General features: G+C 40.8%; 16 protein-coding genes. 2 read left to right on the plus strand and 14 right to left on the minus strand.

Translation table 11 applies throughout. The features are described from left to right. Positions 1 to 6 precede the first annotated feature (6 nt). The 9 genes from helD to OXPF_RS05490 all read right to left on the minus strand — a co-directional run bounded on the left by helD (position 7) and on the right by OXPF_RS05490 (position 10,384). On the minus strand, positions 7 to 2,202 hold the full coding sequence (gene helD / locus OXPF_RS05450) for an RNA polymerase recycling motor HelD (protein ID WP_054874202.1): 2,196 nt from the start codon (positions 2,200 to 2,202) through the stop codon (positions 7 to 9). A gap of 372 nt (positions 2,203 to 2,574) precedes the next feature. Then, on the minus strand, positions 2,575 to 3,897 hold the full coding sequence (locus tag OXPF_RS05460) for an aspartate ammonia-lyase (RefSeq protein ID WP_201779676.1): 1,323 nt from the start codon (positions 3,895 to 3,897) through the stop codon (positions 2,575 to 2,577). 205 nt (positions 3,898 to 4,102) lie between these two features. Further along, complete coding sequence (gene hydF / locus OXPF_RS05465; RefSeq protein WP_054874205.1) at positions 4,103 to 5,308, minus strand: [FeFe] hydrogenase H-cluster maturation GTPase HydF; 1,206 nt, start codon at positions 5,306 to 5,308, stop codon at positions 4,103 to 4,105. 11 nt (positions 5,309 to 5,319) lie between these two features. Then, complete coding sequence (gene hydG / locus OXPF_RS05470; RefSeq protein ID WP_054874206.1) at positions 5,320 to 6,738, minus strand: [FeFe] hydrogenase H-cluster radical SAM maturase HydG; 1,419 nt, start codon at positions 6,736 to 6,738, stop codon at positions 5,320 to 5,322. Between the two features lie 54 nt (positions 6,739 to 6,792). After that, positions 6,793 to 7,830, minus strand: a complete 1,038-nt coding sequence (hydE, locus tag OXPF_RS05475) for a [FeFe] hydrogenase H-cluster radical SAM maturase HydE (protein ID WP_054874207.1) — start codon at positions 7,828 to 7,830, stop codon at positions 6,793 to 6,795. Continuing rightward, positions 7,827 to 8,093 carry a TM1266 family iron-only hydrogenase system putative regulator gene (locus OXPF_RS05480; RefSeq protein ID WP_054874208.1) on the minus strand — a complete coding sequence of 89 codons (267 nt, stop codon included), beginning with the start codon at positions 8,091 to 8,093 and terminating at the stop codon, positions 7,827 to 7,829. Before OXPF_RS05480 ends, hydE begins: the two co-directional genes overlap by 4 nt. Positions 8,094 to 8,519: 426 nt before the next feature. Then, a complete protein-coding gene (locus tag OXPF_RS05485; protein ID WP_054874209.1) occupies positions 8,520 to 9,893 on the minus strand; it encodes an MFS transporter in 1,374 nt (457 codons plus the stop codon). 94 nt (positions 9,894 to 9,987) lie between these two features. After that, positions 9,988 to 10,146, minus strand: a complete 159-nt coding sequence (locus tag OXPF_RS22370) for a hypothetical protein (protein ID WP_160317158.1) — start codon at positions 10,144 to 10,146, stop codon at positions 9,988 to 9,990. Continuing rightward, positions 10,118 to 10,384: a hypothetical protein gene (locus tag OXPF_RS05490; protein ID WP_054874210.1), complete on the minus strand. Its 267-nt coding sequence runs from the start codon at positions 10,382 to 10,384 to the stop codon at positions 10,118 to 10,120. The genes OXPF_RS22370 and OXPF_RS05490 overlap by 29 nt, the downstream gene beginning before the upstream one ends. Before the next feature lie 332 nt (positions 10,385 to 10,716). Here OXPF_RS05490 and OXPF_RS05495 point away from each other — a divergent pair, with 332 nt between their 5' ends. After that, a complete protein-coding gene (locus OXPF_RS05495; RefSeq protein WP_160317159.1) occupies positions 10,717 to 12,288 on the plus strand; it encodes a PucR family transcriptional regulator in 1,572 nt (523 codons plus the stop codon). A gap of 190 nt (positions 12,289 to 12,478) precedes the next feature. Further along, a complete protein-coding gene (locus OXPF_RS05500; RefSeq protein ID WP_054874212.1) occupies positions 12,479 to 13,489 on the plus strand; it encodes a uroporphyrinogen decarboxylase family protein in 1,011 nt (336 codons plus the stop codon). Between the two features lie 97 nt (positions 13,490 to 13,586). Here the strand turns inward: OXPF_RS05500 and OXPF_RS05505 are convergent, their stop codons facing one another. The 5 genes from OXPF_RS05505 to pstB form a co-directional block, all read right to left on the minus strand. Continuing rightward, a complete protein-coding gene (locus OXPF_RS05505; RefSeq protein WP_054874213.1) occupies positions 13,587 to 14,348 on the minus strand; it encodes a phosphate ABC transporter ATP-binding protein in 762 nt (253 codons plus the stop codon). 10 nt (positions 14,349 to 14,358) lie between these two features. Continuing rightward, complete coding sequence (gene pstA / locus OXPF_RS05510) at positions 14,359 to 15,195, minus strand: phosphate ABC transporter permease PstA (protein WP_054874214.1); 837 nt, start codon at positions 15,193 to 15,195, stop codon at positions 14,359 to 14,361. A gap of 7 nt (positions 15,196 to 15,202) precedes the next feature. Next, positions 15,203 to 16,048, minus strand: coding sequence for a phosphate ABC transporter permease subunit PstC (pstC, locus tag OXPF_RS05515; RefSeq protein WP_054874215.1), 846 nt, complete (start codon positions 16,046 to 16,048; stop codon positions 15,203 to 15,205). Further along, the gene (locus tag OXPF_RS05520; RefSeq protein ID WP_242854329.1) at positions 16,045 to 16,914 is read right to left on the minus strand and encodes a phosphate ABC transporter substrate-binding protein; all 870 of its coding nucleotides are present in this window, start codon (positions 16,912 to 16,914) and stop codon (positions 16,045 to 16,047) included. Before OXPF_RS05520 ends, pstC begins: the two co-directional genes overlap by 4 nt. Before the next feature lie 85 nt (positions 16,915 to 16,999). After that, entirely contained in the window at positions 17,000 to 17,797 is a 798-nt protein-coding gene (gene pstB, locus OXPF_RS05525) for a phosphate ABC transporter ATP-binding protein PstB (protein ID WP_083479707.1), read from the minus strand. Positions 17,798 to 17,970 lie beyond the last annotated feature (173 nt).

Raw genomic sequence — 17,970 nt, forward strand, 5'->3', positions numbered from 1 at the left:
AAAGATTTAACTTCCCTGTAAAAGCATTGTAGGCTCTCCTGAATAATACACACATAAAACATGGAGGGCGCGGGTTAAGGCTGTATATAATAAAAGCCTCTCTTCCTCACTATTGTAATTTCCCTCGCCGGCGTTGAAGATTATAACCACGTCAAATTCCAGCCCTTTGGCAAGGTAAGCCGGTATTACAATTACATCGTTTAAGAATTCCTCATCGTCGTCAATCAACACCTTAATCTCTACTCTGTCCTTTAAATAATCGTATACTTCTTTAGCCTGTTTTTTAGTCCTTGTTATGACACCGATGGATTTATATCCTTTTCCTTTGTATTTTATTATGTCTCTATGAATTCTTTCCTTTATATACTCTTCTTTATTAAAGCCAAAGACTATAGGTTCATCTCCGTGCCTTGCCACCGATTCCGCTGTGACTTCCTTGTTAAGAAGCTTCCTCGAAAATCGTGTTATTTCCGCCGTGGATCTGTAGCTTTTAGATAAGCTCATAATACAGGTATTATCCTCTGAGAATATATGTGATATATTATTATAATCTCCTACATTCATATATGGGTTTATTGATTGATTTAAATCTCCCAGCATTGTAATACTTGCATGGTCAAAAAGCTGATGAAAAACCTCATATTGAAGGGGAGTATAATCCTGAGCTTCATCAATAATAACATATTTTATATCTGTTGTTTTTGGAAGGTCTCCAAATGCACCCTTCAGATATAAAAGGGGAGTCTGGTCTTCATAATACAGGGTATGATATTTGAAATTTTCCAGAGTATAGCTTTTTATATCGACTATTTCTTCTTTTGTGTATTCTGTATTTACGTTATGGTAAAACTGCTCCAAATTCTCAAAGAGCTTCATATAAAGATCAATCAGATTAAAATCTGTCAATCGGTCAACCTGTTGATATACTTCATTTAATTCTGCCTTCACGCTGTAAATTTTGTTTCCCGCAGCTTCATTTATACTTTTCCTTTCGTAAGGCTCAAGAAGATACAAAATCCTGTTCTTTATCTTTTGAAGCCTTCTTTTTATAGGAAGGTCGATATAATCATTGTGAAAAAGTTCCCTCAATTCTTTGGAGGAAATTATTAATTTGCCACCGAAAATTATATCATCAAAGCTCCTGCCTGCTTTTTGCACATGGTTTACATATTGCTTTAAAACATGGATGAATTCCATGGAAGACTTGTATTTTATGCTGTTCATCCTTCGTTGATAAGCGGGGCTATCCTGGGATGACAGGATATATTCCATCATATCGTAGTAATCTTCTTTATTAAGTTCATATCCTAAAGCTTTATGCATATATTCCTTAAAGGTTGTCTGGGAGATATTATCCTCACCCAGCTGGGGCAATACATTTGATATATAATCATTAAAAATCTGATTGGGTGAAAATATAACTATATTTTGAGAGGTTATTTTTTCACGATACTTATATAATAAATAGGCGACTCTGTGAAGGGCAATGGATGTTTTTCCGCTGCCCGCAGGGCCCTGTACAATTAAATTTTTAAATTCTTCATTGCGTATTACCTTGTTCTGCTCCCTTTGAATGGTAGTCACAATTGCCTTCATTTTGTCGTCGGTGCTTTTGCTCAGTATTTCCTGAAGGATTTCATCGTCAATCTTAAGGTTGCTGTCAAACATGTACTCAATTTTGCCATTGGTTATCTTATATTGCCTCTTTAAAGTCAGTCGTCCCTTGATAACCCCTTCAGGACATACATAGGACGCTTCTCCTATTTCATAATCATAAAACATGCCGGAAACAGGGGCCCGCCAGTCGTAAATGAGAACATCATAGTCATCGTTCACCAGGTTTGATATGCCTATATAAAACTTTTCAGCTCCCGCCTCTCCGCTTTCGTGAAAATCTATTCTTCCGAAGTAGGGGGATAAAATCATTTTTTCATACTTTTCCTTAACCTTTTCTATGAATCCGTGGCTTCTCTTTTGCCATCTTAATATATCAATATAACTCATAAAATCCGACAGCTGGTCTAATTCATTGGCTATAGAGACAGAACCGACCTCCTGCCATAATTCTCTTTGAGTTTCTATATTTTCTCTTTTTATTTTGTCATTTAAATGCCGCTTTTCATCAAGCTGCTTATGTGCTTCTTTCAGCACAGTATCCAGCCACTCGCTTTCCTTCTTCCATTCAACATCATTTATTCCCATGACAATTCCTCCCCTATAAATACAAGGTAATATATATTATACGTCGGTTTTATAGGTGAATACCAACAATATATTTTGTGTGAATTTTATATTTTAATCCATAGGAAAGAAACCAGGGTAATCCGGCACATAAAAACTAATGTTTCAGATGAAAAATCTGGGGCTGTTGCATATGAAACAACGTAAATGAGCATTGTGAGAGTTCTCAGCAAGTTCTTGGTGGGTCTGCCGCAGAAAATACTTAGAATTTTAGATTGTTTGAACGAAGGAAGTTTAAGAATTTTTGTATTTTCAAGGCAGGAAACCTTAGAACTTGCTGAACTCAAGCACAGCAATGCAGTGTTTAAAATGCAACAGCTCCGGTCAAATGTATCATTTTTCAAAGTTCTTTAGGGCATTTTTAATGCTGTCTACATTTCCATTATTCTCTTCAATAATACGGCTGACTTTGTCATAGCCCAGCTTCTGTGTATATTCCACCGTAAATGCATAAGAGCTTTCGAGGAGTTTTAAACATCTTTCACTATCGGCTTCTATTAAGTCCACGCATTTTGTACGGAAAATAATAACGGTTCTCTCTAAAAGAGACAGGCTTTCAAGTAAAGAATCTGCTATCAGCGGTAAAAACGCATTAAGTTCAAATTCCCCATGAGAAGCAGCGGCCGTAATGGCATAATCATTGGCAATTACCTTCATAGAAGCCTGTATCACCATTTCAGGGATAACCGGATTTACCTTGCCCGGCATTATGGTACTCCCCATTTGCATGGGGGCAAGTTTAATCTCGCCTATCCCGCCCGCAGGCCCCGAATTCATAAGGCGTATATCATTTGAAATTTTCATCAGGTTTACCGCCAGAGCTTTTAAAAGCCCCGACACTTCAACAAAAACATCATTGTTCTGCGTAATATCCATGGGATATTCGGCGGCGGCAAGTCCTATGTTTGTCATTTCCCTCAGCTTATCGATGACTCCAAAACGGTATTTCCGATCGGCATTTGCTGACGTACCCACCGCCGTTCCTCCGATATTTACCTGGCGCAGGCGCTCCTCAACCTTGTAAAGCCTCCACCGGTCCCGTGCTATAGCCTGGGCATAAGAGCCGAACTCGGAACCTAGGGTAATTGGAATTGCGTCCATAAGCTCGGTCCGCCCCAGCTTTTTTATATCATCAAACTGGTTTTCTTTTTTCTGGAAGGACTGCTGGAGCTTTGCACATCCTTCGCTTAAATCGCGGAGCAGCTCGATTGCCGCAATACGCAACGCCGTAGGATATACGTCGTTGGTGGACTGGCCCCGGTTCACATCATCAATAGGATGGATAAAATCATATTCACCGCAGTTTTTGCCCGATAATTTCAAAGCCAGGTTTGCAATTACCTCGTTTACATTCATATTTGTCGATGTGCCCGCCCCGCCCTGCATGGCATCGACGATAAACTGTCCGTCTGCTTGTCCGGAAAGAATGATGTCACAGGCATCAGTAATTGCCCTGTATACTCCCTCTTTTCCAACACCAAGCTTTATATAAGTCATGGCAGCTGCTTTTTTGACTTTTACTATGGCATAAATAAGCCGCAGGCTGGTTTTTTTATAGTTGACCGAAAAATTATCCTTTGCCCGTGCGCTTTGTATACCATACAATATATGATCATCAAGCTGTACTTCACCAAGCCTGTCTTTTTCAATACGCATATTAAGCTCCATTCTGCCGCTGTGCACCGGCTCAAATTAGTATAAGACTTATGAGGCGCATATGAGAATTATATTTAGTGGCTTATCCTTCATTTAACTGTGAAGTTCTAAGCCTTTTCACTAATGTTTGACTCCGTAATATTTAAAACACTTGTGAAATTATTCATTAGTCTTATGCCTATGGTTGGCCTTTCATATCAATCTGTCACTCTTCAATTTCCGCCAGTATATGGGGGAATATTTCAAGGCTGCGCCTTAAAATTCCCTGCATATATGCTATTATAATTCCATAGTTGGTTATAGGCACATCCTGGTCAACGGAACATTTCTGACGGTACTTTACTTCTCTTTCCGTAAGCATACATCCTCCGCAGTGTACGATGAGTTTATACTTGGATAAATCATCTGGGAATTCAGTGCCCGAAGTAAATTCAAAATCAAGCTGTTTCCCAGTGTAATTTTTTATCCACCTGGGCAGTTTAACACGGCCTATATCGTCACATTGCCTGTGATGGGTGCAGCCCTCGGAAATAAGCAATATATCACCGTCACAGAGCTTTTCAAGGGCGGCTGCCCCTTTTACCGCCTCATCCAGCAAACCTTTATACCGGGCGAAGAGTATGGAAAAGGATGTAAGCAATATATCTTTTGGTGTATCTGCCGAAGCCTTTGCAAACACCTGGCTGTCCGTAATTACAAGCTTAGGTTTCTTACCCAGGTTTTCAAGGGTTTCCCGAAGTTCAAATTCCTTGACGACAATAGCTGCTGCATCTGCTTCCAGAATATCACGGATTGTCTGCTGCTGGGGCAATATCAGCCTTCCTTTGGGAGCCGCCTTGTCTATAGGGGTGACTAGTACAACAAAATCCGACGGGCTTATCAAGTCGCCGACGATTTTCAGTTTTTGCTCGTCTCTCAAAGACATAGATGCTATTTTTTCCTTCAGTTCTTCTATATTCGCCTTTTTTATTGCGCTGACATATATCTCATTGCCTGACCCAGTCTTTTCTTCTGTCAGCAAGTCGGATTTATTATAAACTACAATATAGTTTATATTTTTTTCTTGAAACAGTCTGATTAACTCATGATCGGCTTCTGTTTTCCCGCAGGTTGAGTCCACGACCAGTATGGCCACATCCGTCTTGTTCAGCACCTGCCTTGCTTTTCTTATTCTAAGTTCTCCTAATGTCCCTTCATCATCAATTCCCGGCGTATCGATAATCATAACCGGACCCATAGGAAGGAGTTCCATGGATTTTAATACAGGGTCGGTAGTGGTGCCTTTAATATCGGATACAACTGCCAGGTCCTGCCCTGTAACAGCATTAACAACACTGGATTTTCCCGCATTTCTTTTACCGAAAAAACCTATGTGTACGCGTTCACCTGAAGGTGTTTCATTCATTCCCATAGTATCCCCCCTTAAAACCTGAAGTCCCGTTTACCATTTTTAATGCTGTCAAGGTTTTTAACAGTAATACCTTTTATTCTTTCACTGGGTATGCTATTGATTTCAGCATCAATCAAATTTTCACCGATTATTTTTGTATCTGAAGAAGCATAGTCTTCCAGGTATTCCTTCAAGGTCATAAGGGCATTGGGATGGCAAAAATTCAGGATCTGCCCGCTTTTACAAAAGCTCATGAACCTGTCGCCTGTCCTGCCTTCCCGGTAACAGGCTGTGCAAAAACTGGGGACATATTTAAGTTCCATGAGCCATCTTACGACTTCATCGAGAGTCCTTTTATCACTGACATCAAATTGCTCTGAAATTTCATCTTCGGGTTCCGGTTCATAGTATCCGCCGACGCTTGTCCTGGAACCCCCGCTGATCTGGGATACGCCAAGGCTGATTATCCTCTCTCGACAGGCCTTGCTTTCCCTCGTAGATATGATCATTCCCGTATACGGAACGGAAATCCTTATACAGGCAACTATTTTTGCAAATATATTGTCATCAATTCCATTATCGAATACATCCGGGTCAATATCATCCGCATGCTTTATCCTCGGCACGCTTATGGTGTGGGGTCCCACTCCAAAGACAGCTTCAAGGTGTTCCGCATGCATAAGAAGCCCAGCAAATTCGTACCGGTAAAGCTCAAGGCCGAACAAAACTCCCAGCCCTACATCATCTATCCCGCCTTCCATGGCCCGGTCCATTGCTTCCGTATGATAAGCATAGTCGTGTTTGGGCCCTGTAGGGTGGAGTTTTTCATAGCTTTTTTTATGATAGGTCTCCTGGAAAAGTATATATGTCCCTATGCCCGCATCTTTAAGCTTTTTATAATTTTCTACGGTGGTAGCTGCAATATTCACATTTACACGGCGTATGGCACCGTTTTTATGCTTAATGCTGTAAATGGTATTTATTGATTCTAAGATATACTCTATGGGATTATTCACCGGATCTTCACCCGACTCAATTGCAAGGCGCTTATGACCCATATCCTGCAGGGCGGTGACCTCCCGGATTATATCCTCCTGAGTAAGTTTTTTTCTTGCTATGTGTTTGTTTTTTACGTGGTAGGGACAGTAGACACAGCCGTTTACACAATAATTGGATAAATACAGCGGTGCAAACATAACAATACGATTTCCATAAAAATCATTTTTAATCTGGTTTGCCAGGGCAAACATTTCCCGGTTTTTTTCTTCAATATCGCACTCAAGCAGCACTGCAGCTTCTCTGTGGGAAAGGCCCTTTTTAAGCCTTGCTTTTTCAATTATACTATCAATTAATTCAGCATTGCTCTTGTTCTTCTCGGCATAGGCCAAGGTTTCCAGCACTTCCTGGTGGTCAATGAACTCAACGGCTTTTAATGATTTTGGATTATACATAATTATTTTCCTTTCTTTTGGGTCAGATGACTCTTCCCCATCAGTTATTTTTATTTAAATTTTATAGTCGCCTCTTGAGACGACCAATTTATATCCGATATTCTCAATACGGCTCTGCAGGCACATGCGGCATTCGGCAGCCTCATCCCCCGTACAGATTTTATTGTCATAGAGCATATACTTTTTCCTGACGTCAACAGGGGAAAGATTTGGCATTACAACATTGGCACCTGATAAAATGCCTCTTTCCCTCCCTTCGGGATGAATGGTGCCAAGGGCTGTTGTAGATGGAAGCAAAACATTGGGAAGCATCAGGCGTATAATTCCCAGCAAAAACAGCGTCAGTTCCAGTGTCCCTGCCTTTTTATCGGCAAAAGGCGTTTCATTATGAGGTATATACGGTCCTATCCCAACCATGTGGGGATCCAATTCTTTTATAAACAACAGGTCATCTATAATGCATTCATTTGTCTGGCAGGGAGAGCCCACCATAAATCCACAGCCCACCTCATAGCCTAACTCTTTCAGGTTGAACAGGCATTCCTTACGGTTCTTAAGGGACATGGCCTTTGGATGAAGCTTACTGTAGTGTTCACTGTTTGCAGTCTCGTGGCGAAGCAGATAACGGTCGGCCCCGGCATCAAAATACGCCTTATAGCTTTCATAGCTCTTTTCTCCTATGGAAAGGGTCACCGCACAATCGGGATGATTTTTTTTAATTGAGCGGACAATATCCGTTATTTTTTTATCATTATAATGCATGTCTTCGCCACCCTGAAGTACAAAGGTACGGAAACCAAGCTCATAACCCATAGCACAGCATTCAAGTATTTGTTCTCTTGTCAGTCGGTACCTGTCGGCTTTTAAATTGCTTTTTCTAATGCCGCAGTAATAACAGTCATTTTTACAGTAATTTGTGAATTCGATAAGTCCACGCATATAAACATCATGGCCATAGACGCTGTGCTTTACAAAACGGGCCCGCTCGAACAGGTAATTTGCATCTTCATCGCTAGGACATTCAAGTAATTCCAGGAATTCTTCCCGGTCAAGAATCCGATATCTTTCAAGCTTGTCAATTAATGTTTTCATGATTCATCATAGGTTGTATATACATTGGAAAATGCGGTTTTTGCACTGATACCGTCCAGTTTTCCGATTTTTCCTGATAATGCGCTTATTATATCCTGGGGTCCATCAATGGCTATACTTATAACATTGATTTTTCTTTGACGGTAAGGAATTCCCATTCTTCCGATGATATACTTGCCATACTCATGCAGCAGGCTGTTTAATTTTTCAACCGAGTCACTGTTTTCCACAATAATGCCTATTATTGCAACTCTTGTCTCCATTTCATCACTCCACATATTAAGATAAAAAAATTGCTACGCAACTCCGTCAGGGGGACCTATGTCCCCCTTCGGCGTAAAAATGCCAATGCATTTTTACTAAGGACGTCCTGTCCTTTACAATCCTCGTTTTTTATATACTAGGAAAGAGAACTTTCCTAGTATATAAAAAATACGCCTGAAAGGCGCAATTATCCACAAAAAATTTATAGATGGCCTGCCTTTCACTCAGAAAAATCTTTGTGTCAGTACCAGCAAATTTTAAACTTTATTGCAAGAATATACTTACAATTTAGTTGTTATTATTTTAACATAATTTGCAGCTTAAATCAAGCATTGCTTGAAAGGTACTTATAAAAGGCATCCTGGATGATATTAAAATATCTGTACGGGATGCCTTTTTATGGAAAAAAATATGTTACTTTAATTCTACAGAGTTTGTGCTTGTGCTTTGGCTTTACGTTCCTCAAGGTCTTTTCTTATTTGAGGCATTTTCTTTTCCACATTGAAGAAAAGAAGCATGATAATGATTAATGATGAACCGATAAAGGGGGCCCCGACGAAGGCAATCTTTATGGCATTCATTGCAAGGGGGGCTTGAGTGGGTGCATTGGGAACATATTGCCCCCAGGCAAGAAGTCCTGCAACAACAGCACCGCCGATACCAGAGCCTACTTTACCGCCGAAGCTTGCCCCGCTGTATACAAGCCCTTCGGTACGTTTTCCGAATTTCCATTCGCCGTAGTCGGCAACTTCGGCAAGCATAGCATTCATATTACCGGATAAACCGCCTACGCCCAATGAACGAAAGGCTGTTGAAACCCACAGCATTGGGATGGAGGTGGGGGCAAGCCACAATAAAACAGAGCCTAAAGCTTGCATGCCAAGGCCGATTGCAGCAGAAGGCATTTTGCCAAGCTTTTGTGAAACAGGGGCAAAAAGTATAATTCCTACGGTAATGCCACCCCATAGCATTGACATGAGTACACCTACGTCAACACCGCCATTAAGCCAGTAAATGCAATAGTATGCTGTTGCCGCCCAGCAAGCTGGAACGAGGCTGGTCATAAGGTAGATACCCAAGGCGTTCCACCAGTATCTGTTTCTCATAACTATCTTGATGCCTTCACTAACGGGAATTTTTTCCTGAATGGGTCCTTCACTGCTTTCAGTCCTTTCGGTAGTCAGCTTGAAGCAAACCAATATGAGGAACAAACCGATAATGCCGGTAATTGTGAAGTATAAGAAATATCCTCGAGAACCTCCTCCTAAAGCCTGCATAATCGGTGTGGCAAAGAAGTTAACCAACACTGCTCCGGCTGTCGTAAAGAATCCATATAACTGGCTTAGATGAAGCCTATGCTTCGGGTCGGGAGTAATGAGTGCGACAAGTGACTGAAGGGGCAGAGCAATGGCCGTTTGGAAGAAGAAAGCCATTAAGTTATAAGTAATAAATGCATAGACGACCCTTCCGGTATCAGAAAAGGCGGGAACAAAATATGTTGCCGACAGGGATAATGCGGCCGGTACTGCCATCCATAAGAGCCAGGGACGGGCTTTACCCCATTTTGTTTTAGTCCTGTCAACCAATGTACCTACTAAAAGATCCGTACATGCATCAATAATTCTTGAAACGAACAGAATCATTGATACGCTGGCTGCAGAAATAAGCATGTTGTCCGTGTAGAACAGGGTAAGATATGTCATAATTCCTGCAGCGGCAAGGTTATACCCAAAACCGCCGATGCCCATACCAAATTTGTCTTTTTTCAAACTTTCCGGTACTGTTGTATTAATGTGCATATGAAACCTCCTCAATTACAGTTTACAATTTGTTTTAAAGACTTTTGACTATGCTAAATTTTCTATAATCTTTATATCCCCTCCCTGTTAATGATTATCGATAAATCTCCCTGCCGTATTGGTGCAGCTCATCTAATACCCAAGCAATTTTTTGCTTTGAATCTTCGCTTTGTCCGATAATACCGCCGTCCCAGAAGATCAGTGCTCCATCTCTGCCATAATCATCAATTGCTTCGAACCCACTCCCGGACAATGGCCTCCGGTGCGTTGGGATAGCTTGCCGGGCCGCGCCTGTCAAATCCTCCGGTAATTACCAGGCGGTTTCCATACTTTTTCTTAGCCTCCAGTAATTTATCGTTAGGCATGGGCAGCTGTACAATATCCACACCTATATCAATAAATTCATCGATAAGCCATGTGCTGCAGTTGCCGCAGCAGTGAAATTCCGCAATCTTTCCGGCATTCTTTATTTCATCACATATTCTTTTCATCTCCTTGCCATATAAAATAAATATAAGATAAGCGGCTTAACGGGCTTGGCTTGCGGTTATTTGAATTACAGGTGGTAATCTTTCAAAAAATGTACTTAAACTACAAAAATAACATTTAAACTATTTACTTTGAAAAGCACATCATTTAAAATCTATTTGAAAAGCTATTTAGAACTGTTTTACCCTTATAAATAATCTATCACAAATATATTTTGTTGGATTTGTAAAAATTCAGAAAATTGCATTGTATTTTTTTGTTTTTTCTAATACAAAATCTGACTTAAGCATGGATAATATTGGATAAAGGAGGTGATTAAGCTGTGGTTATAAGTATGAAAATGATATTTGATCACTTAAGCCGCCACAACCCGAAATTATATTTATCCTGTGAAGGCTTTGACAGTATTAATAACGTTGTCTGGTTAAGTGGTAATGATCAAGATTACAAATCCAATCTTTTGTACGTCACCAAAGCTTCTGACCTTCTTAAACTTATACCAATTGAATCCCACCTTAATATAGTGTGCCTGAATGATATAAATTTAGATTTTGATGCAAAAGGCAATCTCAATTTAATTATTGTTGATGCTTCATCAGATATCTCTAACATATATAAAGAAATAAATACATTTATAGTCAATCAGAACAGCCTTCACAACAGTTCTTTGAAGCTATATGATGCTCTGCTTTCCGGAAAAGGTTTGCAGTATATTCTGGATGTCGGTGCAGAGGTTTTGGGAAATCCCATTATGGTTTATAACCTGGCATATAAAGTCCTCTCATACAGTAAAAATATTATCGTAAAAGATGATGAATGGAATGGCTTAGTTTCAAGAGGATATGGTTCTTATGACGATTATAATTTAAAAAAAGAGAGTTTTAGAAAGGTTGAGATGGCGGATAATCCAGTTATTCTAAATATTTTAACCGGTAAAAAAGCAATTTTTAATAAGGTTAAGATTGGCGGAAAACATATCGGATATGTTAGTGCTGTAGATCATGAACGCCCACTTTGTGAAAACAGTATAGAGATGATAGAGTTATTAAGCAAATTGGTTGCCAACGAGTTACAGAAAGATAGCTTTTTAAATCATTCAAAGGGCTTAATTTACGAATATTTAATTACTGAACTTTTAGATTCTAAAAATGTAAATCAAGAATACTTGCATGACCGAATAAAATATTTGGATTTAAACCTGGCAGAAAACCTATATGTTCTTACAGCCAGGAAGATAGCCGGCGATACAGACACTCTACCCTTTTATAGAGCCAAATTGGATTTATTAATATCCGACAGCAAATCATTACTATATAATAATGACCTTATCTACCTGATCAGCCGTAAAAAGAACAAACCTTTAAATAAAACGGATTTAGAGAACGCCTTGGATTTCTTAAAGGAGAATAGAATCCAGGCAGGCCTTAGCCGTTGTTTTCATGACATTTCATTAATAAGGCGTTTTTATATTCAGTCATGTAAAGCCATTGAAATTGGCAATCGTTTTAAACAGTATGCGTTATTGTTCATATATGACGAATTTGCTATTGACCATTTATTGGATATAGCCGCCGAGCAGTCCGACCTCAAAGAATTTTGCAGCAAATGGATTTTTGAGTTAATGGAATATGATAAAGTGAACCATACAAAATTCATGCAGACCCTTTATGTATATCTTATTTGCGGACGTGATGTTTCTAAAGCTGCACATATTTTCAATATTCATAGAAACTCAATGGATTACCGTATAAAGAAGATCGAAGAGATACTTGATATAGATATCAGTGATGCTGAAACTCATTTTGCACTTTACAGTTCCATTAAAATTTTATCTTTTATAAAGGATGAAGAGTTTTTATCTTCTATAAAGAATTCTTTATCAGCACTTGAATATGAGGCAAAATGATATAATGAAGGTTGATATTCCGCTTGGTCAAGACATCTCAGTTATCTTTGCTCTTTGCCTTTCGAGTTATATTGACATGTGGAGTTATTTTTTAGTATGCTTATCATAAGAGGTTTTATGGATAATATTGTTTATACGACAGCATAATAAACCTTGAAACAATATTAATTCAAGTATTAAGGAGGTACTTATGTTAACGAAAAGGCAGAATCTTTTAGAAACAATCAAAGGCGGAAACCCTGACCGTTTTGTCAATCAGTATGAAGCTTTTGTGTGTACTGATGCAATTTACGGCATGATTATGGGAGATCCTATTTCAGCCCAGGGAGAGCGCCCAATGCCAGGCGGACCACCTAAAAAGAATGCTTGGGGCGTTACTAATGCTTGGCCTGCAGGTGTACCCGGAGCATTCCCAGTACATGATGCGGAACACAAAGTTATAAAAGATATCACAAAATGGAGAGAAGTTGTTAAAGCTCCAAAGACAGATTTCCCCCCGGAAGCATGGGAACCATTTTTGCCTAAAGTAAGGGCCATTGACCGTAACGAAGTATTTGCTACAGCCTTTGTTGCTCCAGGTATATTCGAGCAGTGCCATCATTTAATGGGTATGGATGATTGTCTTCTTAACTTCTATGAAGAACCGGAAGAAATGCATGCACTTATTGATTATCTAACAGAATATGAATTAAGATATGCTGCAGAACTGGTTAAATATTACAAACCCGACTGTATCTTCCATCATGACGATTGGGGCAGCTCCATAAATTCCTTCATGGCACCTGACATGTTTGAAGAATTTATCGTGCCTGCTTACAAAAAGATCTATGGATTCTATAAAGCAAACGGAGTAGAACTTATCGTACATCACAGCGATTCTTTCGCTGCTAATTTGGTACCCCATATGATCGAAATGGGAATTGATATTTGGCAGGGCTGTGTTTCAAAGAACAATGTTCCTGAGCTAATTAAAAAGTACGGCGGAAAGATTTCCTTCATGGGAGATATAGACAACTCCTTGATTGACAGAGAAGATTGGACACAGGAAAGCGTTGCTGAAGAAGTAAGAAAATCCGTTGAAAGATGCGGAAAACACTATTTCCTCCCTTGTATCACACAGGGAGGACCTGGAAGCGTTTATCCTGGCGTATATGAAGCAATTACTAAAGAACTCGAAAAGTTAAGCAAAGAAAAGTTTTAATTTAAAATATTGAATAGAATAGACAAAAAAGTGATGCCATGGGGTTAAGCCCCATGGCATCTTTTATATATGAAGGTGTTGAACTTTTCAGCCATGCTTATCCAAACCTTCCGGTGATGTAATCACTGGTTCTTTTATCCTTGGGGTGCGAAAAAACCTCACCGGTAATACCCTGCTCTATCAGGCTTCCCATCAGCATGAATGTAACCCGGTCGGCGATGCGCCCTGCTTGCTGAACGGTATGGGGAGCAATGATAATGGTGAATTGCTCCTTAAGCTGTCTTAAGGACTCCTCAATTTTGGCTGTTGATACCGGATCAAGAGCCGAACAGGGTCTATCCAGCAGAATAACCTCAGGCTCCAGAGCCAAAACCCGGGCAATACATAAGCGCTGCTGCTGGCCGCCGGATAACCTGGCTGCCGGAGTGTGCAGTCTGTCCTTGACTTCATCCCAGAGTGCAGCCATACGCAAGGTCTTTTCCACTTCCTCCGCCATGGCCCTTTTTGTTTTCATTTTACTCATGCTGGGTCCCAGAGCCACATTATCAAATATGGACATGGGTAAAGGTGTCGGTACATCAAAGACCATCCCCACCCTGCGGCGCAATTCTGTCACATTTATATCCGGAGCATAGATGTTTTTCCCATCAAGAAGTATTTCTCCTTCAGGACGAGCCCCCGGAGTCAGGTCACTGAGACGGTTCAGTGTGCGGAGCAAAGTCGTTATACCGCTGTTAGCAGGGCCAAAGACAGCCAAAATCTCATTCTTTGGTATCTCTAAGTTGAGTTCTTTAATAACCTGGCGTTCTTTATAATAGAAGTTTAACCCTTTTATAATTATCTTAAATTGCTGAATCATCTTTCACCTCTTAACGGCCTTTGGCTACGAATCTATTGACCATCATATTGAAAACGACATTAATCAGAAAAATAATAATGATTAAAAGTGCTGCAGTGCCATAGGCATTCTCCATGGATATTCCCTCCCGCGCCAGTATATAAAAATGTACCGCCATTGTCCGGGTCGTTGAGAAGATGGATGTGGGCATACGCAAGGCTGAGCCGGCTGTCAATATAACGGCAGCCGTCTCGGCGACACATCGGCCTATGCTCAAAATGATGCCATTGGCTATACCCGGGAGTGCCGATGGGAGTACCGTCCAGATTATTGTCTGCCATTTGGTGGCTCCCAGAGAAAATCCTACCTCACGGTATAGGTTCGGTACAGTACGGATTGCTTCTTCTGATGTACGGATTATAGTAGGCAGAATCATTATAGCCATGGTCAGTCCTCCGGATAAAATAGACCACCCCAATTTGAGGTAAATTACAAAGAAAATAAAACCAAAAAGTCCGTATACAATAGAGGGTATTCCTGCTAATGATTCAGCGCTGAAGCGTATAATACGGGTGACTCTGCTCTCATGGGTGTACTCCGTGAGATAGAAAGCTGTACCAATTCCGAAGGGCGTTGCTACAATGACTGCAACCGCGGTCACCAGCAACGTTCCGACAATTGAAGAGGAAATACCGCCGGAGCGGCCCATATTCCTCGGAATCTCCGTTAAAAATTGCCAGCTGAGCATAGGTATGCCTTTTAAAAGTATATAAATGACTATGGCCATAAGAATCAGTATGACAAGAAGAGCAGCCGACCAAATCAAAAATTTGGCTATCTTTTGGATGATTCGTGAGTTAACTTTCATAGTAACCTCATTTCTTTCTAGTGATGTACTGGGCAACAGCATTCAAAATCATAATTATAATAAACAACACAATACCTGTTGAGAAAAGCGCCTGTTGGTGCTCACCTGATGCATATCCCATCTCAATACCTATATTCGTGGTCAATGTCCTGACGGGGTCAAGAATGGACTCGGGGATGGCAACGGCATTGCCTAAAACCATAATAACTGCCATCGTCTCCCCAATTGCACGGCCTATCCCTAAGATTATGGCGGCAACTATTCCCGACTTGGCCGCAGGTAACAGCAATGAACATATAGTTTGCCAATGTGTCAGTCCTAAAGCAAGAGCCCCCTCTTTATATTGACGGGGCAGGGCGAGTATGGAAACTTCAGAGATACTGATTATTGTCGGCAAGATCATGATGGCCAGAATGATGGAACCAGCCAATATGCTCAGCCCTGGTCCACCCAGATAATTCCGTATGGCAGGCACAATAAATACCACTCCCCAAAATCCATATACCACTGAAGGTATGCCGGCCAGCAGCTGAATGGCTGGTCTGAATATGTTTCGGAGTGATGCAGGGGTAAACTCAGCTAAAAAAATGCTGCAGCAAATTGCAATGGGAACTCCTAAGATTATTGCTCCCAGAGTCACTGACACTGAACCGACAATCATGGGGAAAATACCAAAAGCACCCTGGCTGGGAGCCCACTTCATACCAAAAATAAAGTTGAAGACACCAACCTTCAGTATAATAGGTAACCCTTTGACAAATATAAACACAGTTATGAGTGCCAGCACCGACAGGGCTGAAAGGGCAATCACAAGAAATACGCGTTCAGATAATTTTTCTTTAAAATTCTTCATTTTTCCGTCCCCTCTGCTGAGGTAATGAGCCCCTCATCACTCAGCAGTTTCTGCCCTTCCGGAGAAAGGCTAAAATCTATAAACTGCTTGGCTGACCCCGTAGGCTGGCCGTTGGTGATATACAAAAATGGTCTGGACAAACTGTAGCTTCCATTCATTATATTTTCCCGTGTCGCCGCAACATCTTCCAGATGTAATGCTTTCACTCTCTCATTTACCAGGCCCAAAGAAATGAAACCTATAGCATTAGGGTCATCTGCAACCAGTTGCCGTACTGCTCCATTAGAATCCTGAACTATGGCTTTCGGAGTTATTTCAGACTTGTTCATCACAAGTTCCTCGAAGGCGCTTCTTGTTCCTGAGCCTTCTTCACGGGTAATTATATGAATCCTTGAATTCACTCCCCCCACTTGGCTCCAATCGGTGATCGTGGCTGAATAGATACCGCGTATCTGTTCTAATGAGAGATTTTGAATTGGGTTGCCAGGGTTCACTATTACTGCTAATCCGTCCTTGGCGATTTCAACATACCACAGGCTTTTCTCCTCGTCATTCAATGCACGTGAGGACATGCCTATATCGGCAGTACCAGACTGGGCTGCCGTAATACCGGCCGAAGATCCTCCGCCTTGGATGTCAACCTCGGCATCGGGGTACAGGACCATGTACTCTTCAGCTAAAATCTCAACATAAGGCTGTACAGAAGTTGAGCCGGCAACAATCATGCCAGCCTGGGTCATGTGGCTGCAAGCTAGCATTAAGCTTATGGAAAGAATCAATATCACTGTACCGGCAGCTGTGCTGATTGGTCTTATAGGTCTTTCTCTCATATTTTTCACACCAAAATCAAGCATTAAATTCATCATCGGGTCAATTTTTAACGCTTAATTTCCTCCATTTCATAATTTTAAAAAACTGCTTTCTCCTATCAGTTACGCCGCTTAAAAACTTTTATCCAAACCGGCCTGTAATATAGTCCTCGGTGCGTTTGTCTTTAGGATTGGTAAATATCTGAGAAGTGGGAGCATATTCCACCAATACTCCCGCCCTATCCGGCTCCATCATCATAAATGCGGTCATGTCAGATACTCGTGCTGCTTGTTCCATGTTGTGAGTAACAATAACAATTGTGTAACTTTGGGCCAGATTGTGCATTAACTCTTCAATTTTCATTGTAGATTCCGGATCAAGGGCGCTGCATGATTCGTCCATCAATATGACCTCGGGCTCCACAGCCAGTGCACGGGCAATACAAAGGCGCTGCTGCTGACCGGGAGAAAGATCAAAGGCAGGTTTTTTAAGATTATCCTTAACTTCTTCCCACAGAGCCACCTGGCGTAAGCTCCGCTCCATTATACCTTCAAGTTCGGCCGTGCGTTTTATTCCATGATGCCTTGGGCCAAAAACAATATTGTCATACACAGACATGGGAAAGATGTTAGGCTTCTGAAAAACCATGCCCACCCTCTTTTTAAGTGCGGCAACATCCGTGTTCTTTTCATAGATAGGTACGCTGTCCAACAGTATCTTTCCTTCTACCCTGACTCCGGGTATCAGGTCATTCATGCGGTTAAAAAGACGCAGAAGAGTGGATTTACCGCAGCCTGATGGACCAATTATAGCTGTAATAGCACATTCTTGAATATCCATGGTAACATTCCTCAAAGCCTGGAACGTACCATAGTAAAGGTTCACCGCTTGCGCTCTTATTTTAACTCGTTGTTCAAAATTTAACATTTGATCATCCATTAATTACCTCACTCATATAATAAAAGGTTTCCAAAGACAGCTAAATACATAGTTGAAAGTCCTGTATAAGCTACTGAATATAATGGTTTTCATTTTTCTAACAAACATATTAAGATTACATTATTTATGTTAATTTTATGTTAAATACTGGTTAAGCCATTGTTAAATGCAAG

The organism is Oxobacter pfennigii (genome assembly GCF_001317355.1).
Classification (GTDB): Bacteria; Bacillota; Clostridia; order Clostridiales; family Oxobacteraceae; genus Oxobacter; species Oxobacter pfennigii.